Genomic DNA, 22766 nt, shown 5'->3' on the forward strand with positions numbered 1-22766 from the left:
GCCACACCAGGCTGGGCGGCGGCTGCGTTGCCGCTCTACACTCGGGCCTGTGATGGCCGCTCTCTTGCATCAAAGACAAACGCCGGTTGGAGACATCCTCCCTCAGGGGGGCAGCGGGAGGCGGGCGCGGCGTGAGCTTTTCTGTGCTGTTGCGCCCGATCCGTGCGGGCGTGGATTGAAACAATCAGACCCCGGCACCAGCGGCGCACCGCGCTGGCTGGCGGCGCTGTCGGCGCTGTGAGCAGCGATGGTCACGAAGGCGCCCCGTCGAACCGCTGAGCGCATTCTTGAGCTCACACTGGAGCGCTTCAATCGCTTGGGCGAGCCCAACGTATCGACCACGCTGATTGCGGCCGAACTCGGCATCAGTCCGGGCAATCTTTACTACCATTACCCGGCCAAGGAAGAGCTGATCAACGCCTTGTTCGGGCGTTTTGAAAGTGCGCTGGCGCACTTGTTGGCCACCGCTGACGGTGTGCGCAACGTGGAGGACGCCTGGGTCTTTTTGCATTCCTTGTTCGAGACGATCTGGGCTTACCGCTTTCTCTACCGCGACCTCAACGATTTGCTGTGCAAGAACCGTTTGTTGGAGACGCATTTTCAGGCGGTGTTGAAAAACAAGACCCGCGCCATGCGCCACCTGTTGGCTGGCTTGAGCCGCCACGCGGCACTCGACATCGATGCCGCGGCGGTGGAGCCGACGGCGCGCTGCATGGTCGTGCTGTTGACCTATTGGCTGAGCTTCGAATACGTGCGCGACCCGCGCCGCGCCCTCGAGCCCGAGCACGCCCAGCAGGCCATGTTGCGCGGCGCAGAGCACGTGCTCAGTCTGTTGCTGCCCTACCTGCGGAGCGAACAACGCCAGCACTTGCAGCAGCTCTCGGCGGCCTACAAGACGCCGGGCTGAAACCGCAACCCATGTGCTCATGCGCCCAGCCTACAATTTCGCGCCAACCCCGATACTTGGATTCTGCCCCATGAACCACAAGCACTGCGCCGTTTCTCTTGACCACATTCAGCCGCGCGAGAAAGCCGAAATTCTTGCCCAGGCGCTGCCCTATATTCGCCGCTTTCACGGCAAGACCATGGTCATCAAATACGGCGGAAACGCCATGACAGACCCCGCTTTGCAGCAGGATTTTGCCGCTGACGTGGTGCTGCTCAAGCTGGTCGGCATCAAACCGGTGGTGGTGCACGGCGGCGGGCCGCAGATCGAGACCCTGTTGCAGCGCCTGGGGAAAAAAGGCCAGTTCATCCAGGGCATGCGCGTGACCGACGCCGAAACCATGCAAGTCGTCGAGTGGGTGCTTGGCGGCCAGGTGCAGCAAGACATCGTCGGTTTGATCAACGCCGCTGGCGGCAAGGCGGTCGGTCTGACCGGGCGCGACGGGGCCATGATCCGGGCCCAGAAGCTGCGACTGACCGATACGCAAGACCCCAGCCTGGAGCACGACGTTGGCTTGGTCGGCGACATCGTCAGCATCGACCCCGGCGTCGTCCAGGCCTTGCAAAACGACGCCTTCATACCGGTCATCAGCCCGATTGGCTTTGGCCAGCACAACGAGAGCTACAACATCAACGCCGACGTGGTGGCGGCCAAGCTGGCGATGGTGTTGCAGGCTGAAAAGCTGCTCATGCTGACCAACATCCCGGGCGTGCTCGACCAGCAGGGGCAGTTGCTGAGCGAGCTCACGCCGCGCCGCATCGACGAGCTGTGCGCCGACGGCACCATCTCCGGCGGCATGTTGCCCAAGATCGCCGGCGCCCTGGACGCGGCCAGGAGCGGCGTCAACGCGGTGCACATCATCGACGGCCGGGTGCCGCACGCGCTCTTGCTCGAGGTGTTGGGCAAGCAGCCGCTGGGCACCTTGATCCGTTCGCACTGAGCCACGCCGCTCGGGTGTTCATTGCTGCGCCGTGCTGCACGGCGCAGCAGCGGGCGAGATAGTTACGAATAAATTTTGGCCAGGGGCGCCGCAGGCCGGATTTTCGGTAAAAATAGCACGGTCGTTCTATTTTTTCGGTGGTTTATTTTTCCCTGTTCTACCCGCATGAATGCATCCACTCGCTGTGTTCTCCCGAGTGACGCGCCCGCAGACGGCCGTGCAGTGCGCCGGCGTGCGATCAAGCCGCTGCAAAAGGGGCAGCAGACCCGCTGCGCCATCGTTGAAGCGGCGCTTGGTCTGGCGACGCAGATCGGCCTTGAAGGTCTGTCCATCGGCGCGCTGGCCGCTCTCATGCACATGAGCAAGTCGGGTGTGTTTGCCCACTTTGGTTCACGCGAGGAGTTGCAGGTTTCGGTGGTGCGCGAATACCACGTGCGTTTCGAGGCCGAGGTGTTCTACCCCGCCTTGAGCGCGCCGCGCGGGCTGCCACGTCTGCGCGCACTGTTTGATAACTGGATGCAGCGCACCTCGGTCGAAATCGATTCGGGTTGCATCTACATCAGCGGCGCAATCGAGTTCGAGGAGCGTGCCGGGCCGGTGCGTGAAGCCTTGGCGGCTTCGGTCAACGCCTGGCTGGCGGCGCTGCGCCACGCGGTCGGTCTGGCCGTCGCGCAAGGTCACCTGGACGCCGCCACCGACGGCGAGCAAATGGCGTTTGAAATGCACGCCTTGATTCTTGCGCTGCACTACGAAGCCCGGTTTTTGCGCCATCACGATGCGCTGCGCCGCACCCGTAGCGCTTTTGAAGGCCTGGTGCAACGCCACGCCAACGCCGCTTTTGTCCGGGTCGATGCGCTGGCGTCGGCTTGAACTTTTTTCCCCGTCGTTTCATTCCAGGAGTTTTCCATGCCTGTTTACAACCCGCCGCTGCGCGATATGCAGTTCGTGATGCACGAAGTGCTCAAGGTCACGGACGATTTCAAGACCATGCCGCAGCACGCCGAGGTTGATGCCGACACCATCAACGCGGTGCTCGAAGAAGCCGGCAAGTTTGCCTCCGAGGTGATTTTCCCGCTCAACATCAGCGGCGATACCGAGGGCTGCACGCTGGACCAGCGCACGCATGAAGTCAAGACGCCCAGCGGTTTCAAAGAGGCATATCAGCGCTACGTCGACAACGGCTGGGCGGCGCTGAGTTGTGACCCAGCCTACGGCGGCCAGGGTCTGCCGCTGGTGCTCAACCAGTGCCTGTACGAAATGCTGAATTCGGCCAATCAGTCCTGGGCCATGTACCCGGGCCTGACGCACGGCGCCTACGCCTCGCTGCACACCCACGGCACACCCGAGCAGAAGGCGACCTACCTGGCCAAAATGAGCAGCGGCGAGTGGACTGGCACCATGTGCCTGACCGAACCGCACTGCGGCACCGACCTGGGCCTGATGCGCAGCAAGGCCGAACCGCAGCCCGACGGTAGCTACACAATCAGCGGCAACAAAATTTTCATCAGCGCCGGCGAGCACGACATGGCCGCCAACATCATCCACCTGGTGCTGGCACGCTTGCCCGATGCGCCGCCCGGCATCAAGGGGGTGAGCCTGTTCGTGGTGCCGAAGTTTCTGGTCAACGTCGACGGCAGTCTGGGCGCGCGCAACAGCGTCTACTGCGGTGGCCTGGAGCACAAGATGGGCATCCACGGCAACGCCACGGCGCAGATCGTGCTCGACGGCGCGGTAGGCACCCTGGTGGGCCAGCCGCACAAGGGCATGCAGGCCATGTTCGTGATGATGAACGCCGCCCGCCTGGGCGTGGGCAACCAGTCGCTCGGCCTGACCGAGGTGGCCTACCAGAACGCGCTGGCCTACGCCAAGGACCGCATCCAGATGCGCAGCCTCTCCGGCGTCAAGGCCAAGGACTTGGCCGCAGACCCGATCATCGTGCACCCCGATGTGCGCAAGATGCTGCTGACCGCCAAGGCCTACGCCGAAGGCGGCCGCGCCCTGGCCATGTTCTGTTCGGTGCTGCTGGAGAAGGTGCACAAGCACCCCGACGAGGCCGTGCGCAAGGAGAGCGACGAACTGTTGTCATTGCTCACGCCCATCACCAAGGCCTTCCTGACCGACAACGGCTACCAGGCGGCGACGATGTGCCAGCAGGTGTTCGGTGGTCACGGCTACATCAAGGAATGGGGCATGGAGCAGTTCGTGCGCGACGCCCGCATCAACATGATTTACGAAGGCACCAACACCATCCAGAGCCTGGACCTGCTGGGCCGCAAGGTGCTGGGCAACAACGGCGCCACGCTCAGGAAATTCGGCAAGCTGGTCGGCGCGCTGGTGATGGAAGAGGGCGTCAACGAGAAGATGGCCGAGTTCATCAACCCGCTGGCGCTGCTGGGCGAGCAGATCACCAAGTTCACCATGGAGATCGGCTTCAAGGGCTTGCAGAACCCCGACGAGGTGGGCGCCGCAGCGGTGGACTATTTGCGCGTGGCCGGGCATCTGGTGTTCGGCTACTTCTGGGCCCGCATGGCGCAGGTGGCGCTGCAGCAGATCGCCGCTGGCAATACCGACCCGTTCTATGTGGCCAAGCTGCAGACGGCGCGCTTTTACTTTGCCAGGCTGTTCCCCGAGACCGCCACGCTGATGCGCACGGCGCGCAGCGGAGCCAAGGTCTTGATGGACACCGACGCGGCGCTGGCCGCAACCGTGTGAAGGAAAACCCATGAATAGATTTCAAGTAAAAAAAGTCGCCGTGCTCGGCGCGGGCGTGATGGGCGCGCAGATCGCGGCACATCTCGTCAACGTCAAGGTGCCGGTGGTCCTCTTTGACCTCCCTGCGAAAGAGGGCGCCAAAAACGGCATCGTCACCCGCGCGATCGAGAACCTGAAAAAACTCAAGCCCTCGCCGCTGGGCGTGGCCGCTGACGCCGACCTGATCGGTCAGGCCAACTACGAGGAGCATCTGGAACAGCTGCGCGGCTGCGACCTCATCATCGAGGCCATCGCCGAGCGCATGGACTGGAAGCTCGATCTCTACCGGAAGATCGCCCCGTTCGTCGCCGAGCACGCCATCGTGGCCAGCAACACCTCGGGCCTGTCGATCACCCAGCTGAGCGAGGGCCTGCCCGAGGCGATCAAGCCGCGCTTTTGCGGCATCCACTTCTTCAACCCGCCGCGCTACATGACGCTGGTGGAGCTGATCAACACGCCGAGCACCGAAGCCCAGATCCTCGATCACCTCGAAGCCTTTGTCACCAGCGGCCTGGGCAAGGGCGTGGTGCGCGCCAGGGACACGCCCAACTTCATCGCCAACCGCATCGGCATCGCCGGCATGCTGGCGACCATGAAGGAGGTGGACAACTTTGGCCTGACGTATGACGTGGTCGACGATCTGACCGGCAAGCGCCTGGGCCGCGCCAGCAGCGGCACCTTCCGCACCGCCGACGTGGTGGGCCTGGACACCATGGCCCACGTGGTCAGGACGCTGCAGGACAACCTGAACGAGCAGACCGATCCGTTCTACGGCAGCTTCGGCACGCCGCCGGTGCTGGCCAGGCTGATCGAGCTGGGCAACCTGGGCCAGAAGGCCAAGGCCGGCTTCTTCAAGAAGGTGGGGCGCGACATCCTGCGCTTCGACCTGGACAGCGAGGACTACGTGCCCGCCGGTGAAAAGGCCGACGAGGTCTATGGCCGCATGCTCAAACGCCCGGCGGCCGAGCGCCTGAGGCTGCTGCGCGACAGCGAAGGGCCGCAGGGGCAATTTTTGTGGGCGATTTTGCGCAACGGTTTTCACTACGCCGCCGTGCACTTGGGCCAGATTGCCGAAACCGCGCGCGACGTGGACCAGGCCATGCGCTGGGGCTTCGGCATGAAGCAGGGCCCGTTCGAGCTCTGGCAGGAAGCCGGCTGGCTGGAGGTGGCGAAGATGGTCCAGCAGGACATCGCCGAAGGCAAGGCGCTGAGCAAAGCACCGCTGCCCGACTGGGTGTTCAAAGGTCCGGTGGCTGACGCGGGTGGCGTGCACACCGCACAGGGTTCGTGGAACCCTTCCAAGGGGGTGTTCGAAGCCCGTCGCTCGCTGCCGGTCCATGCGCGCCAGCACTTCCCCGAGCTGCTGCTGGGCGAGGCCGGGCCGAAGTTCGAAACGGCGGGCACCACCCTCGAAGAGAACGACAGCCTGCGCACCTGGACGCTGGACGGCCTGGTGCTGATCGCCAGCATCAAAACCAAGATGCACGCCATCAGCCCCGAGGTCTGCGAGGGCCTGATGGCTGCGGTGGACCTCGCGGAGAAGGAATACCAGGGCCTGGTGATCTGGTCCGGCGACGAGCCCTTCAGCGCCGGTGCCGACCTGCAGGCCATGCTGCCGGCCTTCATGGCCGTGGGCGTGGCCGCCATCGAAGACGCCGAAGGCTTCATGCAGCAGGTGATGCTGCGCCTGCGCTACGCCAGCGTGCCGGTGGTGTCGGCCGTGCGCGGCCTGGCACTGGGTGGCGGCTGTGAGCTGGCGCTGCACAGCGCGCGCCGCGTGCTGCACATGGAAAGCTATGTCGGCCTGGTCGAAGTCGGCGTGGGCCTGGTGCCCGGCGCCGGGGGTCTGACTTACATCGCGCGCCGCGCGGCCGAGAACGCCGAAACCTCGACGGCCAAGGACCTGCTGCCGTTTCTGAGCGAGGGCTTCACCGCCGCGGCCATGGCCAAGGTCGGCACCAGCGCCATCGAATCGCGCCAGCTCGGCTACGTGCTGCATTCCGATGTGATCGTGCCGCACAAAGACGAGCTGCTGTTCGTCGCCCTCAACGAAGCGAAAGCCATGTTTGCGAGCGGCTACCGCGCGCCGCACAAGCGCCTGTTCCCGGTCGCCGGACGCGACGGACGGGCCACCATCCTGGGCAGCCTGGTCAATATGCGCGACGGCGGCTTCATCAGCCCGCACGACTTCCACATCGCCGCGTTGATCGCGGGCGTGGTGACCGGCGGCGACGTCGAGGCGGGCACGCTGGTGAGCGAGGAATACCTGATGACGCTGGAGCGCCGTGCGTTCTGCTCTTTGATCGTGCACCCGAAGACGCAGGAGCGGATTCTGGGCATGCTCAACACCGGCAAACCGGTGCGCAACTGACCATGAAGCCGACCGAGGCCGACGTGACTTACCCCCTCTCCCGCGTGCGGGAGAGGGTTGGGGTGAGGGCGCACGCCAAGGAGAAGGCGCGTGAATTGCGAGGTCAGATGACCGATGCCGAGAGCCTGTTGTGGCAACACCTTCGTGGTCGGCGCTTCCAGGATTTCAAGTTCCGCCGTCAGCGCCCGCTGGGTCCGTACATCCTGGACTTTGTGTGTCTGCAGGCGGGGTTGGTGATCGAGATCGACGGCGGCCAGCACGTTGAACAGGAAGCCTATGACCAGACGCGGACTGCGTTCATCGAAACCCAAGGCCACACCGTGATCCGATTCTGGAACCATGCGGTCATGAATGAAACCCCTGCCGTGCTGGAGTCGATCTGGCAGACGTTGCAGACCCTCACCCCGGCCCTCTCCCGCAGGCGGGAGAGGGAGCAAGACAGCCGCTTCGCGCGTGCATGCGGACCTCCTCACCCCGGCCCTCTCCCGCAGGCGGGAGAGGGAGCAAGACATCTAGGAACCACCATGAGCAAACAGATCCAGGACGCCTACATCGTCGCCGCCACCCGCACCCCCATCGGCCGTTCGCACAAGGGCTCGTTCAAGCACCTGCGCCCGGACGATCTGCTGGCCTTTGCACTGCGCGCGGCCATGGCCCAGGTGCCGAACCTGGACCCGAAGGCGGTGGAAGACGTGATCGCCGGCTGCGCCATTCCCGAAGCCCAGCAAGGCCTGAACGTGGCGCGCATCGGCGCCCTCCTGGCCGGCTTGCCCCACTCGGTCGGCGGCATCACGGTCAACCGCTTCTGCGCCTCGGGCCTGTCGGCCGTGGCCATGGCGGCCGACCGCATCCGCGTCGGTGAAGCCGACGTGATGATCGCCGCCGGGGTCGAGAGCATGAGCATGGTGCCCATGATGGGCAACGCGCCCAGCCTCTCGCCCGCCATCTTCCGCAACACCGACGACATCGAGAGCTACGGCATTGCCTACGGCATGGGCCTGACGGCCGAGAAAGTGGCGCAGCAGTGGAAGGTGAGCCGCGAGGCGCAGGACGCGTTTGCGGTGCAGTCGCACCAGCGCGCCGTGATCGCGATGAAGAACGGCGAGTTCAGCGACGAGATCACGCCGGTGACGGTGCAAGAACGCAGTGTGGACCTCGACTCGGCCGAGCTGTCCATCAGCGAGCGCACCATCAGCCTGGACGAAGGGGCCCGCCCCGACACCACGCTCGAAGGCCTGGCGAAACTGCGCACCGTGTTCGCCGCGCGCGGCTCGGTGACGGCGGGCAACAGCTCGCAGACCAGCGACGGTGCGGGTGCGCTGATCCTGGTCAGCGAAGCCGCGCTCAAGCGCTACAACCTCACGCCGCTGGCGCGCTTCGTCAGCTACGCATCGCGCGGCGTGCCGCCGCACATCATGGGCATCGGCCCGGTGCAAGCCATACCCGCCGCGTTGAAAAACGCGGGCCTGAAGCAGGACGACATCGACTGGTTCGAACTCAACGAAGCTTTTGCCGCCCAGTCGCTCGCCGTCATGAACACGCTCGGCCTGGACCCGTCCAAGGTCAATCCCATGGGTGGCGCCATCGCGCTGGGTCACCCGCTGGGCGCCACCGGCGCCATCCGCTCAGCCACCGTGGTGCACGCGCTCAGGCGGCACAACAAGAAGTACGGCATGGTGAGCATGTGCGTGGGCATGGGGCAGGGCGCAGCCGGTATTTTCGAGCGGGTGTAAGACGATGGAAAACTCCCCCACACCCAGCGCCAGCATGAACGAGGTTCTGATCCACACCGAGGCAGGTGTCTGCACCCTGACCTTCAACCGGCCGCAGAAGAAAAATTCCATCACGGCGGCCATGTACACCGCGCTGGCCGACGCGCTGCAAGCCGCGCAGGCCGACCCGGCGGTGCGCTGCGTGTTGCTGCAAGGTCACGAGGCGGTTTTCACCGCCGGCAACGATATTGCCGATTTTCTGCAGCAGCCACCGACCACGCCGGATGCGCCGGTGTTTCGCTTTCTGCATGCCATCGCCGGGTTTCCCAAACCTCTGTTGGCTGCGGTCTGTGGCCCGGCGGTGGGCATTGGCAGCACGCTCTTGTTTCATTGTGACTTGGTCTACGCGGGCGACAACGCTGCTTTTTCGATGCCGTTCGTGAACCTGGGCCTGTGTCCAGAGGCGGCCTCTAGCCTGCTGGCCGCGCGCTTGATGGGGCATCAGCGGGCTGCTGAAGCCTTGTTGCTGGGTGAGCCCTTCATGGCCGAGGCCGCACTTGAAATGGGTCTGGTCAACCGCGTGCTGCCGCCGCTGGAAGTGGCCGCCCACGCGCAGGGTGTGGCGCGCAAGCTGGCGCTCAAGCCGATGGCATCGCTGCTAGAGACCAAGCGGCTGATGAAGGCCGGCCAAACGCCGCAGGTGCTGGCTGTGATGGCCGAGGAGTCGGTCTGCTTTTCGCGCCTGTTGCGCGAGGGCGCCGCGCGTGAAGCCTTCAGCGCCTTTATGGAGCGCCGCCGCCCTGATTTTTCCAAGTTCTAAAGCTCAGCCAGCACGCCGCAACAGCGCGTTGTAGGCCTGGCGCGTCGGTGCCGAGACCGCCGCCAGCACCTGCTCGTAGGCGGTTTTGTGGCGCACCTGCAGCCGCGCCGATGCCACCAGTTGGGAGCGGCAAAACCAGTGGCAGGTGTGCTGAAACAGCATCAGCTCGGCCAGCAGCATAAAGCTCTGGTCTTTGCGGCTCATGCACTGATGGTTGTCCAGGATGTCGGAAAAGCTTTTCGCATGGATGGCCACCGCCGCCCGCAGATCGAAACTTTGACCGGCCACCAGACGGTTGATCAGCGGCAGCGCCAGCGGCAGGCGGCTGACCCGGGCTTGTGGTTCGCTCAAGCGGCGCAGGTCGGCTGCCAGCCCTTGCAGTTGTTCGCGCAGCGTCTGTTCGCTGCTTTCGAGCGTGTGCCAGATCGCTGCGCGCCGCTGTGGGTCTGCTTCGCCCATGGCGCGCAGGTAGCCGCTGCTCAGGTCTTGCATCAGTTGTTCCAGTTGGTACGGATGCAAGAAACTACCCAACAGGGCAATGCGCTGACGCTGCTCGACCGTTTTGACGGCGTAAGCGGCCGCAATGAGCACAATCCATACGAGGTAAAAGTCCATAGAGCCTGAATTATCACGGCTGCTGGCGGGGCGCTCGGTGGGCGCTTGCCGCGCGCATAAAAAAATCCCGCTGCAAGCGCAGCGGGATTTTTCGAGGTGCAGGGTAGGCGGCGGTTTTTAGCCGCCCGAATCCATCAGGCCGTTTGCTGAATACCGGCCAGCACCCAGCCGCCGGCGCCTTGACGCGGCCTGCTCAGGTGCCAGATTTCGTCGAAAGCCTCATTGCCAGCGGCACCGCTTTCGCGCGTTTCACCAGTGAAGCGCACGCTGACCAGGTAGCGGTTGCTTTCTTCGATCACCTCGATCACCTCGCCGTCGATGCGCACCACGTCGGTGTGCTGGCTGGTGCCGCCGCGCTCGGACAGGTTCATCTGGAGTTCGGCAAACATCTCCGGCGTGGTGAACTGACGGATGTCGTCCAGGTTGCCGGCATCGTTGGCGGCTTGCAAGCGGATGAAGTTGATCTTGGCATTGCGCACAAAAGCGGCGCTGTCGAAGTCGGCCGGGATTTTGCTCGTGGGCCTCAGGTTGGCGCCAATCGACGAACCCGGCATGGCCACTTGGTAGGGCGGCACAGCAGGCCTGCCACCCGGCATGCCGGCGGGGGCGAATTGCATGCCACCCATGCGCGCGGCAGCCCGCTTGCGCAGCACGAAACCCACCACCAGCAGCACCGCCAAGGCCAGCAAGCCCAGCATCAGCAGGTTGGCCAGTTCTTCTCCAAAGCCGAAGTGCGAAGCCAGCGCCACCAGACCAATACCAGCGGCTATGCCGGCCACCGGGCCGAGCCACTTGCTTTTCGATGAAGCGCCTGCAGCGCCAGCAGCGCCTGCAGCAGCGGTGGCAGGGGTTTGGGCGGGTGTGGCAGCGGGGGTGCGGTCCGGGGCGTCGCGTTGCATGCCCATGGACTTGCCGCCGCCCAGGCGTTTTGAAGCCTCGGCGTCCATGGCGACAGTCGACAGGCCAAGGGTGAACACGACAGCCAGCAAAGAAAGCGTTTTCCTCATCGGGGTCTCCAAAGAATGGGATTGCAAGCGGCTGAGCATAATCCTTTTTTTAGCTTGAAAAACAAGATAAATCGGGATGTTTAATTCGTAAAAACGGAAGAGTTCAAGACCAGCCGTCAAGCCTGCGGCAGCAGCCGCAGCCGCGCCTTGACCGCTTGCTGCATGGCGCGGCGCAGCGAGCTGTAGCGATCGAGTTGGGTTTCCATTTCGTCCAGCGCCAGCGCAGCGGTGGCGGCGCAGGCCAATACGCTGGCCTTCAATTGCTGGTAGGCGCTTTCCATCGGACGCAGGTCGAGCGCTGCGCGCGGCGCCGCCGTCGCTGGTGCCGCATCGTGTTCGGCCAGTAGTTGCAGGGTGGCGCTGATAAAAGCCTGGTGCTGTTGCTGGATTTTTTCGTCGTCCACACCAGGGGCTGACAGCGGCGCTGCCGCAAAGGACAGATCGGCGCAGGTTTCGTAATAGCGCTGGACGCGCAGCAGCTCGGCCAGGCGCTGGCTGGCCGGTATCGACAAGGCGCCACGGCTCATGCGTTCGACAAAGGCTTCCACCGCCGCGTCGAGCGAAGCGATGGCGTTGCGCTCATCGCGCAGCAACTCGACCGAAGCGCCACTCAGGACGCGGCGGGCCAGGGCCACGCACATCTGACCAAAGCGTTCCACCTCCCGCTCGAGCGCTTGCAAGGCCAGTGAGGGCACCGGCAGAACGTTGTCGTCCAGGTGCCGCGGCTGCCCCAGGTCTTCCTCGCGGGCGCGGAAATGGCGCTGCAGCCAGCGCGTGAGCGCGTTGGCCAGCGGCCACATCAGCAGCACCCCAAGCAGGTTGAAGCTGGTGTGAAACAAGGCCAGCAGCACCGCTGGGCCGGTCTGCAGACCCAAATAGTCGCGCAGCGTCTGCAGCAACGGAATCCACCAGGGCAGCAGCAGCAGCGCCACGGCGCCGGTCTGCAGGTTGAAGATGACGTGCGCGGCAGCGGCGCGGCGCGCGTTCGGTGTCGCCCCTATGGCCGCCAGCAGCGCGGTGACGGTGGTGCCGATGTTGGCGCCAATGACGGCGGCAGCAGCGCTCTGCAGGTCGATCAGTCCCCCTTGGGCGGCGGTCAGCACGATCGCCATCGACGCACTGGACGACTGCATCAGCACCGTCAGCACCATCCCAATGCTCAACTGCGCCAGCACGGCGAAAAAGCCTGTTCCTTGCGGCAAAGTGATGTACTCGTCCAGACCGGCAAACGACTGCTGCATCAGGCCAATGCCCAGAAACAGCAGGCCAAAGCCGGCCATGGCGGTTCCGATGGCGCCGCGGCGCTGCTGTTCGGAGCTGCTCAGGCGCAGCAGCACACCCAAGGCAACCAGCGGCAGCGCCAGGGTTTCGACGTCGAACTCGAGCCCGATCAGCGCCACGATCCAGCCGGTCATGGTGGTGCCGACGTTGGCGCCAAACAGCACCCACAGCGCAGGTGCCAGACCCAACAGGCCAGCGTTGACGAAGCCGATGGTGGCCACCGTGACGGCGCTGGAGGACTGCACGACGGTCGTCACCAGCACGCCCGAACTCAGGGCATGCCAGCGCGTGCGCGTGGCGTTGCGCAAAATTTGGTGCAGGGCCGGCCCGGCGGCGTGCTTCAAGCCGTCGGTCATCATGTTCATGCCGAGCAGGAACAGGCCCAGACCACCGGCCAGCAGGCTGGCAGAAGTCCATAGGGTCATGGCATGGAAGCGGGAGGGCGCAGAGAAAAGATCAACACGCCATCAGGTTTCTCGCAGCAATGCAGGGGACGGCCACGCATAATTGCTGCATCTTATACGACTGTCTTTGCCGCACTGGCCGCCCGTCTGAGCAGCCGCTGCAGCGGCGCCATCGTCGGCGCGCCGTTGCAGCGGCTGAGGCTCAACGCAGCCAGCCGCGTTTGTAAAAGTAGGCCATGGGAATCACCGCCGCCAGAATCATCATCACAATCGCCATCGGGTAACCCAACCTCCAAGTCAGTTCTGGCATGAACTCGAAGTTCATGCCGTAGCTGCTGGCCACCAGCGTGGGCGGCAGCAGCGAGACGCTGGCGACGGAGAAGATTTTGATGATTTTGTTCTGGTTGATGTTGATGAAGCCGACGGTGGTATCCATCAGGAAGTTGATCTTGTCAAACAGGAAAGCGGTATGGCTGTCGAGCGAGTCGAGGTCGCGCAGAATCTGGCGCGCGTCTTCGAACTGCTCGGCGCTCAGCATGCGGCAGCGCATCATGAAGCTGACTGCGCGCCGTGTGTCCATCACGTTGCGCCGGATGCGGCCTGACATGTCCTCGTGGCGTGCAATGGCCGCCAGCACCTCGCCGGCCAGGGTGTCGCTCACGTTGCCGGCCAGTACCTTTTGACTCACCCGCTCGAGGTCGTCGTAAATGTTCTCCAGCGTGTCGGCGCTGTACTCGGCGTCAGCGTCGAACAGCAGCAGCAGCACGTCTTTGGCGTTTTCTATCAGTCCGGGCATGCGGCGCGCGCGCATGCGCAGCAGCCGAAACACCGGCAGGTCTTCGTCATGGATAGAGAACAGTACGCCCTGGCTTTTGAGTTCGGCGTTGTGCTGGTTGAGGATGAAGGCGACCCGCACGGTGCGCGGGTCTTCTGCTTCGTCGATCAAAAAGTCGCTGCGGATGTGCAGCTCGCCGTTGTCTTCTTCGAAGAAACGGGCCGACTCTTCGATGTCTTCGTCCATCGCGTCTTCCGGGATCGACAGACCAAAGTGCTGTTTGACCCAGCGCCGCTCTAGCGGCGTGGGGGCTTCCAGGTCGACCCAGATGGGTTTGCAGCGCGCCAAGTCGTCGAGCGACGCAATGTCTTCTTGAAACAGGCGGCCGTTGGCCAGGGTAAAAACGTTGAGCATGGCGGAGCTCCCGGCATGTGGGTTTTACAGAGGCTGGGGCCGTGCGGGCCCGCAGGCGAGCGGGTGGGGTGCTTTCAGCCGCACCCGCTGGCTTGACCTCAGCAACCGTGCCGGGCTGTGCTCAAACGAATGCGAACGCGACTGAAAGCACGCAACTAGGAGGCGTGCTGTCCATGGTGTGCGGGGAGTAGTTCAAAATGGCATCGAATTCTAGCAGGCTGATGGGAGTGCGGGCAGCTTGTGCGCGCTGCGGGTGGCGCAGCCTTGCACGCAGAGCGGGCCTGTTTTTTTGAAGGCTGAGCAGGTATGAGCGAAAGCCGCTCAGCCGCTCAGATCGTCAGCGGGTCGACGTCGATCGCAAAGCGGATCAGGCCGCGTGCCTGCGGCAGCTTGCGGCACGCCAGCAGCAGCGGCGCCCAGGCGGCCAGAAAACGCTGCAAGGCCGCGCGCGAGTCGCTCTCGACCAGCAGTTGTGCGCGTTCTACGTTGGCCACGCGCTGGATCGTCAGTGGTACCGCCGGGTACAGCGCAATCGATTGCTGCTCCGTCAATTCGGCGGCGCGCGCGGCGGCGGCGCTGAGGAAGGCCTGCGCCGCCTGCTGGCTGCGGGCATCGGCGCGCAGCAGGGCCTGATGGCCGTGCGGCGGCATGCCGGCGGCCAGGCGTTCGGCCAGTTGTGCGGCCGCGAAAGCCGGGTAGTCGTGGCGTTTGAGGTTGACAAACAAGGGGTGCTGCGGGTACCAGGTCTGTACCCACATCTCGCTCGCGGCGCTGTGCGCCGCGTCGCGCCCGGCCCGTCCGCCGGCTTGCATCAGCAGGGCAAACAGGCGTTCCGGCGCCCGGTAGTCGCTGGCGAACAGACCGCTGTCGGCGTTGACGCAGGCCACCAGCGTGATGCGACGAAAGTCGTGTCCCTTGGCAATCATTTGCGTGCCCACCAGCACGTCGACCGCGCCGCTGTGCAGATCGGCCAGTTGTGCCGTCAGGCTGCCCCTGGCGCGGGTTGAATCGGCGTCTATGCGCGCCACGCGCGCCGCAGCGCCGTCGGGCCGGCGCACGTCGGCCAGCAAGCCGGCAAGTTGTTCCTCGATTTGTTCGGTGCCGTGTCCCATCGGTGCAATGTCGAGGTTGCCGCAGTCCGGGCAGGCGCGCGGCACGCGCTCGCCGACGCCGCAGTGATGGCAGCGCAAGCTGCGGTCGATCTTGTGGAAGACCCGGTACGCACTGCAGTGCGGGCAGGCGCTCTTCCAGTCGCAGGCGTGGCAGCTCAGCACCGGCGCATAGCCGCGCCGGTTGAGCAGCACCAGGCATTGTTCGCCGCGTGCCACACGTTCGGCCATTGCCGCCACCAGTGGCGCTGCCAGCACCGTGCCCCGGGGCTGCTGCTGCATGTCGAGCAGGCGCAGCCGCGCCAGCGCACCGCCGCCAACGCGCTCCGGCATGGACAGGCGCACGTAGCGGCCCCGTTCGGCTGCGTGCCAGCTCTCCAGCGAGGGGGTGGCAGAGCCCAGCAACACCTGACAGCGTGCCGGGCTCAGCGCCTCGGACTCGATCTTGGCGCGGTACACCGCCAGGTCGCGCGCCGAATAGCGCGCTCCTTCCTGGCTTTTGTAGCTGGGGTCGTGCTCTTCGTCCACCACGATCAGGCGCAAACCGGGCAGGCTGGCAAAGACCGCCATGCGGGTGCCCAGGACGATGCGCGCGCGCCCGGTGTGCGCCGCCAGCCAGCAGCTCAGCCGCTGGGCTGCTGTCATGCCGCTGTGCAGACAGACCAGCGCACCTGCGCCGAGCAGCGGCTCGAAACGGGCGCGAAAACGCGCCTCCAGTTGCGGCGTGAGGTTGATCTCGGGCACCATCACCAGCACCTGGGTCGGTGTGGCATCGCTTGTCGGACCGAGCAGCACCTGTTCGCTGGCGCGCAGATAGACCTCGGTCTTGCCGCTGCCGGTGGCGCCAAACAGCAGCACTGGGGCTTGCGCACCTGGCAGCGCCGCCAGCACCTGACGCTGTTGCGGGCTCAGCGAGTCAGCAAAACAATGGGGGTCTGACCCCGATGGTGATGAAACCGGGACCGGGTCGACTCGAATTTTCTTTAGTCGACGCGCCAGTTGCACCGGACTCAATTCGCGCAAGGGCGCCGGCAGCGCCGCCAGCGCGACTTCACCCACGCTGCGCTGGTAGTACTGGGCGGTGAATTGGATCAATTGCCGCCAGCGCGCGCCCAGTGGCGCCAGTTCGTCGAATACCACGGCGACGGCCTTGGCTTGTGCCAGGTTCAGGTCCGCAGGGGGCGCGGCGGGGCAGTCCCAGACCAGGCCCAGCACCTCGCGCGCGCCCAAGGGCACGCGCACCAGGGTGCCCGGTGCCAGTGCCGCTTCACTTTGGTAGCTCAAGCCGGCAACGAGGCCGCTGTGAGACGGGGTGGCGACGATGACGCTGGGCCAAAAGCTCATGGATGACGACGGGAGATCAGTTGTTTTGTTGAAAGGTGGCGCAAGTCCTTGATTCCAAAAAGCCTTGGCAGATATGCAGATTTTCTGTGGATAACTTTGTTGATGGTTTCTCCTGACGCGGCCATAGGCCTTCAAAATCAAGGGCTTGGATAAACTGCCTTGAAAAAAAGCAAAAAACCAAAACCTATATGAATCAATCAGTTAAACCATTGTGTGGATGCCTGCCGGGAGTCTTTTTGGTCTGGTATTTTCGGCTTGGTCGGGATAAAAAATTTGTGCATAAGTCCAGCCTGTCCAGGCTGGATTTGTGCTAATGATCGGGTCGGATAAGGGTTTGGCTTTCATCGGGCCGGGTCGATAACCGGGACCGCGGGGCGCCGGTGCGCGTCGGCGTGAATTTTCATGCAGCGGTGCGCAGGCGCCTCGAATGTGCGTGCACCGCATCGACCAGCGCTGCCACGTGTTCGGGCGGCGTGTGCTGGCTGATGCCGTGGCCCAGGTTGAAAATGTGCGTCGCACCCCAACCTGGCCCTCGATGCGGCGGGCCAAAGCTGTGCAGCACGCGCGCCACCTCAGCGTCAATCTGCGCCGGCTCGGCAAACAACACGTTGGGGTCGATATTGCCCTGCAGGGCTTTGCCGTTTTGGCCTTCGCCGACCTGCGCGCGCGCGCGCCCGAGGTTGACCGTCCAGTCCAGCCCCAGTACGTTGCAGTCCAGCGCTTTCATCTCGTCAAGCCACAGTCCGCCACCTTTGGTGAAGACAATGCGTGGAATGGGCGCGCCTTCGTGCGTCGGTTTGAGCTGCTCCAGCACGCGGTGCGTGTAGGCCAGACTGAAGGACTGAAAATTGCCGTCGGCCAGCACGCCGCCCCAACTGTCAAACACCATCACCGCCTGCGCGCCGGCTTCGATCTGCGCGTTCAGGTAGGCGGCCACGGCGTCGGCGTTGATGGCCAGGATGCGGTGCATCAGGTCTGGGCGGCGGTACATCAGGGTTTTGACGGCGCGGTAGTCGTCCGAGCCGCCGCCTTCGACCATGTAGCACGCCAGCGTCCAGGGGCTGCCGGAAAATCCGATCAGCGGCACGCGCCCGGCCAGCGCGCGGCGGATCGAGGTCACGGCGTCAAATACGTAGCGCAGTTTTTCCAAGTCGGGCACCGCCAGCGCCGCCACGTCGGCCTCGGTGCGAACGGTTTTTTCGAACTTTGGCCCTTCGCCCTGAGCAAACGACAGGCCCAGGCCCATGGCGTCGGGAACGGTCAGGATGTCGGAAAACAAAATCGCCGCGTCCAGCGCGTAGCGCTCCAGCGGCTGCAGGGTGACTTCGGTCGCGTAGTCCGGATGCGTGGCCAGACCCATGAAGCTGCCGGCCTGGGCGCGCGAGGCGCGGTATTCAGGCAAGTAGCGCCCGGCCTGACGCATCAGCCAGACCGGCGTGTAATCGGTGGCCTGGCGCAGGCAGGCGCGCAAAAAACAGTCGTTTTGCAGTGGGGCGAAGGGCATGGGAAATCCGTGGTGTTCGAGTGGGGTAGACCCGATTATCCCGTCTGCGCCTGCGCCGGGCCTGGTGTTCGGCCGCGCCAGTGGGTGGCGCGAGCGCGGCTTTCAGGAGCTGGTCTGGGCGCCTGGCCTGACCATCGGCCAGCCCTGTCTTGCCCAGGTGCTCATGCCGCCCCGGACGTAGCGCACGTTGCTCCAGCCGGCTTGTTGCATGGTGCGAACCAGGATGCGCGAGCGGTTTTGCGTGTTGCAGATGATCAGCACCGGCTGCGCCGGGTCTTTCGGAATTTCCGCCATGCGGTATTTGAACTGTGAGGCCGGCAGCAGCAGGGCACCGCTGACCACACCGCTGGCGTGCTCGCGCGGTTCGCGAATATCGATCAGCAGCACCTGGCGCGCCTCAAACAAGTCCCGACCTTCTTCCAGGCTCAGACTCAACGGGGTCTTGGCCGCGTCGGCACCGCAAGCGGCCAGGGTGAACGCGCCCAGCAAGGCCAAGGCGCCGCGCAGCGCCAGGCGGCGCGAGTCAGAAGAAGGTGCATGTGTCATGGTGAAGAATGTCATGAGGAGCTGGGGGGAAAGTGAATCGCGCAGCCATAGGCTTGACTCGCCGGTATGCTAACCGCCTGGCCAGTCAACAGTTCACCCAGCGCCTGGCGCACGAAATTGGTCGCGTATTGAATGTCGCTGACGCGCGTCGAGGCTATGTTATCGATTCCGCCCGCATAGGCCAGCACACCGCGGGTGTCAATGATGTACACCGACGGCGCCACGCGTACCCCAAGGGCGCGCGCAAGCTGGCCGTATTCGTCGATCAAAGCGGCAGTGGGGCGTGCCTTTTGCGCCGCCAGCCAGCGCCCCAATTGGGGCGGGGTGTGGTAGTGGGGGTGGTCGTCGCGCATGGTGTAAATGCTGAGCCAGACCACGCCACGGCGGATGAACTCCGCTTGCATCGCCTGCACATTGCCTTGATAGTGCTTGTTGACGAAAGGGCAGGTCGGGTTGATCCATTCGAGCACCACGATTCGACCCTGGAAGTCAGACAGACTGACGGGCCGCCCGTTGCTGTCGTTCAGGGTAAAAGGGGGCACGATCTGGCCCAGGCGGGTCGATAGCGCCAGACTGGGCCACAGCCAGGCGCTGGCGCCCAGCAGCAAGCTGGCAAGAAAGGGACGGCGTTTCATCGGCGTGGGCATCGTGGATGGGTGCAGGTGGAGGGTGATCGGGGTGCCTGGTTTCACAGCCGCGCCAGCGCAGCATGGATTTCTTGCGCGCTGAGCAGTTCGGACAAGAGCACGGTTGGCTTGCCGTTTTGGTGCAGCGCATAGACCGGAATGCCGCTGCGCCCCAGGCGGGCCAGTTCGGCGGTGATGGCGGGGTCGTGGCGCGTCCAGTCGGCGCGCAGCAGTGCGACGTTGTGGGCTGCCATGCTGCGCAACACGCTGGCGTCGGCCAGGGCGTTGTGCTTGTTGTACAGGCAGGTCACGCACCAGGCGGCGGTGAAATCGACGAACACGGGCCGGCCCTGGGCCAGCAGTTCGAGCTGGCGCTGCGGGCTCCAGGCTTCCCAGGTGGTTTGGTCAGACGCAGCGGCTGCTGGGCCGGCCGGTGCGGCCAGCGCTTGCCGGGTGATGTGCGGCCCGAGCGCCCAACCCAGCCAGAGCAGGCCGAGCAAAGACAGGCTGGCCAGCGCGGTGCGGCTCCTGCCGCTTAGCCCCAGCGCCCACAGCAGCAGCGCCAGCACCACCACCAGCAGCAGCAGCGCGGCCACGCCGTGAATGCTGCTTTGTTGCCCCAGCACCCACAGCAACCAGACCACGGTGGCAAACATGGGAAAGGCCATGAACTGGCGCAAGGTCAGCATCCAGGGGCCGGGGCGCGGCAGCGCGCGCGCCACCGCCGGCACCCAGCTCGCCAGCAAATACGGCAGCGCCATGCCCAGCCCCAACACGGCAAACACCGCCAGCGCCTGCAGCGGCGGCAGCCCAATGGCCAGACCCAGCGAGGCGCCCATGAACGGCGCCGTGCAGGGCGATGCGATGGCGGTGGCCAGCACACCGGTGAGAAAAGCATCGGTATTGGGGTTTTTGGCTGACAGAGCGCTCAGGCGGCTGGGCAGTATGCGGCCGAAATCAAACACCCCGGCCAGGTTCAGTCCGATCAGGCTAAACAGCAGCACCAGCGCGGCCACTAGGGCCGGGCTTTGCAACTGAAAGCCCCAGCCGAGCTGTTCGCCACCGGCGCGCAGCGCCAGCAGCAGGCCGCCCAGCGCCACAAAAGAGAGCAGCACACCAGCGCTGTAGGCCAGGCCATTGAGCCGGTGCGCGCGCCGGTCTTCGGCGTGCCGGGCAAAGGCCAGCACTTTGATGGTCAGCACCGGAAACACGCAGGGCATGAGGTTGAGGATCATGCCGCCGAGCAAGGCCCCCAGCAGCGCCAAGCCAAAGATGCTCCAGCTCACGCTGGCGTTTGCCGCAGCGGCTTGCGCCGCGGCGCGTTCGGCATTGGCTTGCAGCGCCAAGGTCAGCGCGTCTGGCACGGCTGCCGGCAGGGCTGCTACAGCCGGCCAACTGCCTTGCATCGGCACTTCCATTCGCACGCCCGGACTGCCCGCACCGGTGCCCGGCGGGTTGGCCAGCGTCAACACCATTGGCAGCAGGCTTGGACTTTCGCTGCGGTATGGTGAAAGCGGCACCTGTGCGCTCCAGCGTGGACCGTCCCAGGCCTGCGTCCAGGGTGAGCCGGGTGTGATCAGGCCGCCGGTCTCGGGGAAGAGTTCCAGTGTGCGGCCGAGCCAGGCGGCGGGCAGGCCGTCAAGGCTGAGGTGCAAAAAGTCGGCATCGGCGCGCACGCTGCTGGCTGCAGCGCTCTGCTCTTGCGGTGCGGCGGCAAAGGCGGCGGCAAAGGTCTGGGCGTGCAGGGCGGTCGATCCGTGCACCGGAAGGCTCAGGCTGAACTGGCCTTCGCCGGGGATGCACTCTTTGCGGCAGACCAGCCAACTGGCGTGGAGTTGGACGTTGAGCTGCGCGCCGGTAAAGTCGGGCCCGATGTGCAGCGGCACCGGCAGCAGCACCGTGCCGTCGTAGCCGTAGTTGGCCAGCTTGCCCAGCGCAAATTTGCGCGGCGTCGGCCAGGCGATCGGTCCGGCCGAGACGCCTGGCGGCAACGTCCACTGCAGACTAGTCGGCAGGCCCGAGTCGCCCGAATTCTTCCAGTAGCTATGCCATTGCGGGGCGTGGCTGAACTTCAGGCCGACCCAGACCTGCTGCCCTGGAGCGGCCCCGGCCGGCGCGTGCGCCAGCAGCTCGGCGCGCACTTGCTCGGTTTGCAGCACGCTTTGACCCGTTGCCGCGCCCGGCAAGCCCTGCGCCTGTGCCGCCCAGGGCAGCCAGCCAGCCAGCAGCAAGCAGCCCAGCAAACGGCGAACGATCCGGGCGGCCGGAAGCCGCAGGGGTAAAAGCAGTGAATGCATCGGTCTGGTTCGGTGGTGGGGTGGCCGCAGCGGCTCGGGACGCTGGCGCTTTGCGTCGGTAGGAGCGTGTCAGGTTTTTTAAGTTCCGCTACCTGCGCTGCTGAAATATACGGCAGTGTGGCAGTGTGGCATGCCGAACGGGCGGCAGCGCTTGGAGTGGGCAGGCGCTGGAGCCATTTGGTTCGGCGCCCAGTGTGTCGTCCGGCTTCAGGGCGGTAAAATCGTTCGCCATGACGAACCCGATTCGGTTCTGGTCCGATCTGAGAACCACCGATTTTGCCGCACTCGACAAGGCGCGCGCCATTGCCGTGCTGCCGCTGGCCGCCACCGAGCAGCACGGCCCGCACCTGCCGCTGTCGGTCGACGCCGACATCGTCGATGCGGTGATCGATGCGGCGCTGGCACAACTGGCGCCCGAGCTGCCGGTGTTTTTTCTGCCCACGCAAGCCATTGGTTTTAGCCCCGAGCATGCCGGCTTTGCCGGTACGCTGACCCTCAAGGCCGACACCGTGCTGCGCTTGTGGACCGAGATTGGCGAATGCGTGGCCGCCAGTGGGGTCAAGAAACTCGTGCTCTTCAACGCCCACGGCGGCCAGGTGGGCGCACTCGACCTGGTTGCGCGTGATTTGCGTGCCCGGCTTGGTATGCTGGTTTACAGCGCGAGCTGGTTCAACCTGCCCCTGCTCGATGCGCAGGGGCAGGACGTGGGCGCGCGCTTTGGCGCCGATGAGCACCGCTTTGGCATTCATGCGGGTCAGATCGAGACTGCCATCATGCTGGCCCTGACGCCTGATCGGGTCCGTATGGCGCAGGCCGGCAATTTTGCTTCCACCTCGCGCCTGCGTGCCCAGCGTTTTCCCATTTTGGGCAATGGCCGCAGCGCTCGGCTGGGCTGGCAAATGCAAGACATCAACGCCCTTGGTGCGGCCGGCCACGCGGCGGCGGCCACGGCGCAGGATGGACGCGCCGTGCTCGATGCGGCCGGGGGGGCGCTGGCGCGCTTGCTGGCAGAAATCGACCAGCTGCCGACCGACACCTTGCGCTTGCACAGCGCCGATGATCCGGCAGGCAACTAGACACTGGTGTGGTGTGGCGGGCATATGGAACATAAGGCCGCGTCTTTTCGCCCCTGATGGTGTTACAACTGTGCGTTACAACTGCACGTCATAGTCGAGCCAGGGCTGTGGTTTGCGTTTGACCCGTGGCGAAATCCATGGTTTTTTTGCCTCTGTTCATTCGCCCCGCGCTTGGCCCCTGTGCTTCAATGGGCGGTCTGGCCCGGGCCGCATGAATTTGCATGAATT

Annotated in this window: 17 protein-coding genes and 1 pseudogene; 9 read left to right on the forward strand and 9 right to left on the reverse strand. The window is 64.8% G+C overall.

Going from position 1 to position 22766, the window contains the following annotated elements; all coding sequences use genetic code 11:
• Positions 1–247 precede the first annotated feature (247 nt).
• The 8 genes and pseudogenes from EST26_RS00575 (at position 248) to EST26_RS00605 (ending at position 9540) form a co-directional block, all read left to right on the forward strand.
• Positions 248–907, forward strand: a complete 660-nt coding sequence (locus tag EST26_RS00575) for a TetR/AcrR family transcriptional regulator (protein WP_291064492.1) — start codon at positions 248–250, stop codon at positions 905–907.
• A 70-nt stretch (positions 908–977) separates the two neighbouring features.
• Positions 978–1886 carry an acetylglutamate kinase gene (gene argB, locus EST26_RS00580; RefSeq protein WP_291064493.1) on the forward strand — a complete coding sequence of 303 codons (909 nt, stop codon included), beginning with the start codon at positions 978–980 and terminating at the stop codon, positions 1884–1886.
• Positions 1887–2051: 165 nt separating this feature from the next.
• Entirely contained in the window at positions 2052–2756 is a 705-nt protein-coding gene (locus EST26_RS00585) for a TetR/AcrR family transcriptional regulator (protein ID WP_291064494.1), read from the forward strand.
• A gap of 36 nt (positions 2757–2792) precedes the next feature.
• Positions 2793–4598, forward strand: a complete 1806-nt coding sequence (locus tag EST26_RS00590; protein WP_291064495.1) for an acyl-CoA dehydrogenase C-terminal domain-containing protein — start codon at positions 2793–2795, stop codon at positions 4596–4598.
• Between the two features lie 10 nt (positions 4599–4608).
• Entirely contained in the window at positions 4609–7008 is a 2400-nt protein-coding gene (locus EST26_RS00595) for a 3-hydroxyacyl-CoA dehydrogenase/enoyl-CoA hydratase family protein (RefSeq protein ID WP_291064496.1), read from the forward strand.
• A gap of 2 nt (positions 7009–7010) precedes the next feature.
• Positions 7011–7391: pseudogene (locus EST26_RS10430) on the forward strand (endonuclease domain-containing protein); the annotation flags it as partial.
• 141 nt (positions 7392–7532) lie between these two features.
• Positions 7533–8741 carry an acetyl-CoA C-acyltransferase gene (locus EST26_RS00600; RefSeq protein ID WP_291064497.1) on the forward strand — a complete coding sequence of 403 codons (1209 nt, stop codon included), beginning with the start codon at positions 7533–7535 and terminating at the stop codon, positions 8739–8741.
• Between the two features lie 34 nt (positions 8742–8775).
• On the forward strand, positions 8776–9540 hold the full coding sequence (locus EST26_RS00605) for an enoyl-CoA hydratase (RefSeq protein ID WP_291064498.1): 765 nt from the start codon (positions 8776–8778) through the stop codon (positions 9538–9540).
• A gap of 3 nt (positions 9541–9543) precedes the next feature.
• On the opposite strand, the gene EST26_RS00610 is transcribed toward EST26_RS00605, so the two are convergent.
• The 9 genes from EST26_RS00610 to EST26_RS00650 all read right to left on the reverse strand — a co-directional run bounded on the left by EST26_RS00610 (position 9544) and on the right by EST26_RS00650 (position 21462).
• The gene (locus EST26_RS00610) at positions 9544–10155 is read right to left on the reverse strand and encodes a hypothetical protein (protein WP_291064499.1); all 612 of its coding nucleotides are present in this window, start codon (positions 10153–10155) and stop codon (positions 9544–9546) included.
• Between the two features lie 134 nt (positions 10156–10289).
• Positions 10290–11162 carry a Tim44-like domain-containing protein gene (locus tag EST26_RS00615; RefSeq protein WP_291064500.1) on the reverse strand — a complete coding sequence of 291 codons (873 nt, stop codon included), beginning with the start codon at positions 11160–11162 and terminating at the stop codon, positions 10290–10292.
• Positions 11163–11278: 116 nt separating this feature from the next.
• Entirely contained in the window at positions 11279–12868 is a 1590-nt protein-coding gene (locus tag EST26_RS00620; protein WP_291064501.1) for a Na/Pi cotransporter family protein, read from the reverse strand.
• Positions 12869–13049: 181 nt separating this feature from the next.
• Positions 13050–14036 (reverse strand): magnesium/cobalt transporter CorA, encoded by a 987-nt coding sequence (gene corA, locus EST26_RS00625; protein ID WP_291064502.1) that lies wholly within the window; start codon positions 14034–14036, stop codon positions 13050–13052.
• 329 nt (positions 14037–14365) lie between these two features.
• Positions 14366–16489 carry a primosomal protein N' gene (gene priA / locus EST26_RS00630; RefSeq protein WP_291064503.1) on the reverse strand — a complete coding sequence of 708 codons (2124 nt, stop codon included), beginning with the start codon at positions 16487–16489 and terminating at the stop codon, positions 14366–14368.
• A 400-nt stretch (positions 16490–16889) separates the two neighbouring features.
• The gene (gene hemE, locus EST26_RS00635; RefSeq protein WP_291064504.1) at positions 16890–17993 is read right to left on the reverse strand and encodes a uroporphyrinogen decarboxylase; all 1104 of its coding nucleotides are present in this window, start codon (positions 17991–17993) and stop codon (positions 16890–16892) included.
• 102 nt (positions 17994–18095) lie between these two features.
• Positions 18096–18539 carry a rhodanese-like domain-containing protein gene (locus tag EST26_RS00640; protein WP_291064505.1) on the reverse strand — a complete coding sequence of 148 codons (444 nt, stop codon included), beginning with the start codon at positions 18537–18539 and terminating at the stop codon, positions 18096–18098.
• A gap of 11 nt (positions 18540–18550) precedes the next feature.
• Positions 18551–19174: a redoxin domain-containing protein gene (locus EST26_RS00645; protein WP_291064506.1), complete on the reverse strand. Its 624-nt coding sequence runs from the start codon at positions 19172–19174 to the stop codon at positions 18551–18553.
• A gap of 53 nt (positions 19175–19227) precedes the next feature.
• Positions 19228–21462 (reverse strand): protein-disulfide reductase DsbD domain-containing protein, encoded by a 2235-nt coding sequence (locus tag EST26_RS00650; RefSeq protein WP_291064507.1) that lies wholly within the window; start codon positions 21460–21462, stop codon positions 19228–19230.
• A gap of 230 nt (positions 21463–21692) precedes the next feature.
• Between EST26_RS00650 and EST26_RS00655 the strand changes: the two genes are divergently transcribed.
• Positions 21693–22538, forward strand: coding sequence for a creatininase family protein (locus tag EST26_RS00655; RefSeq protein ID WP_291064508.1), 846 nt, complete (start codon positions 21693–21695; stop codon positions 22536–22538).
• Positions 22539–22766 lie beyond the last annotated feature (228 nt).

This window comes from Hydrogenophaga sp. (assembly GCF_014773545.1).
In the GTDB taxonomy this organism is placed as follows: domain Bacteria; phylum Pseudomonadota; class Gammaproteobacteria; order Burkholderiales; family Burkholderiaceae_C; genus Hydrogenophaga.

Bases quoted from the DNA above. Each gene is read 5' to 3' on its own strand.
- EST26_RS00575 (WP_291064492.1), top strand. From the start codon at position 248: ATGGTCACGAAGGCGCCCCGTCGAACCGCTGAGCGCATTCTTGAGCTC.
- argB (WP_291064493.1), top strand. From the start codon at position 978: ATGAACCACAAGCACTGCGCCGTTTCTCTTGACCACATTCAGCCGCGC.
- EST26_RS00585 (WP_291064494.1), top strand. From the start codon at position 2,052: ATGAATGCATCCACTCGCTGTGTTCTCCCGAGTGACGCGCCCGCAGAC.
- EST26_RS00590 (WP_291064495.1), top strand. From the start codon at position 2,793: ATGCCTGTTTACAACCCGCCGCTGCGCGATATGCAGTTCGTGATGCAC.
- EST26_RS00595 (WP_291064496.1), top strand. From the start codon at position 4,609: ATGAATAGATTTCAAGTAAAAAAAGTCGCCGTGCTCGGCGCGGGCGTG.
- EST26_RS00600 (WP_291064497.1), top strand. From the start codon at position 7,533: ATGAGCAAACAGATCCAGGACGCCTACATCGTCGCCGCCACCCGCACC.
- EST26_RS00605 (WP_291064498.1), top strand. From the start codon at position 8,776: ATGAACGAGGTTCTGATCCACACCGAGGCAGGTGTCTGCACCCTGACC.
- EST26_RS00610 (WP_291064499.1), bottom strand. From the start codon at position 10,155: ATGGACTTTTACCTCGTATGGATTGTGCTCATTGCGGCCGCTTACGCC.
- EST26_RS00615 (WP_291064500.1), bottom strand. From the start codon at position 11,162: ATGAGGAAAACGCTTTCTTTGCTGGCTGTCGTGTTCACCCTTGGCCTG.
- EST26_RS00620 (WP_291064501.1), bottom strand. From the start codon at position 12,868: ATGACCCTATGGACTTCTGCCAGCCTGCTGGCCGGTGGTCTGGGCCTG.
- corA (WP_291064502.1), bottom strand. From the start codon at position 14,036: ATGCTCAACGTTTTTACCCTGGCCAACGGCCGCCTGTTTCAAGAAGAC.
- priA (WP_291064503.1), bottom strand. From the start codon at position 16,489: ATGAGCTTTTGGCCCAGCGTCATCGTCGCCACCCCGTCTCACAGCGGC.
- hemE (WP_291064504.1), bottom strand. From the start codon at position 17,993: ATGCCCTTCGCCCCACTGCAAAACGACTGTTTTTTGCGCGCCTGCCTG.
- EST26_RS00640 (WP_291064505.1), bottom strand. From the start codon at position 18,539: ATGACACATGCACCTTCTTCTGACTCGCGCCGCCTGGCGCTGCGCGGC.
- EST26_RS00645 (WP_291064506.1), bottom strand. From the start codon at position 19,174: ATGAAACGCCGTCCCTTTCTTGCCAGCTTGCTGCTGGGCGCCAGCGCC.
- EST26_RS00650 (WP_291064507.1), bottom strand. From the start codon at position 21,462: ATGCATTCACTGCTTTTACCCCTGCGGCTTCCGGCCGCCCGGATCGTT.
- EST26_RS00655 (WP_291064508.1), top strand. From the start codon at position 21,693: ATGACGAACCCGATTCGGTTCTGGTCCGATCTGAGAACCACCGATTTT.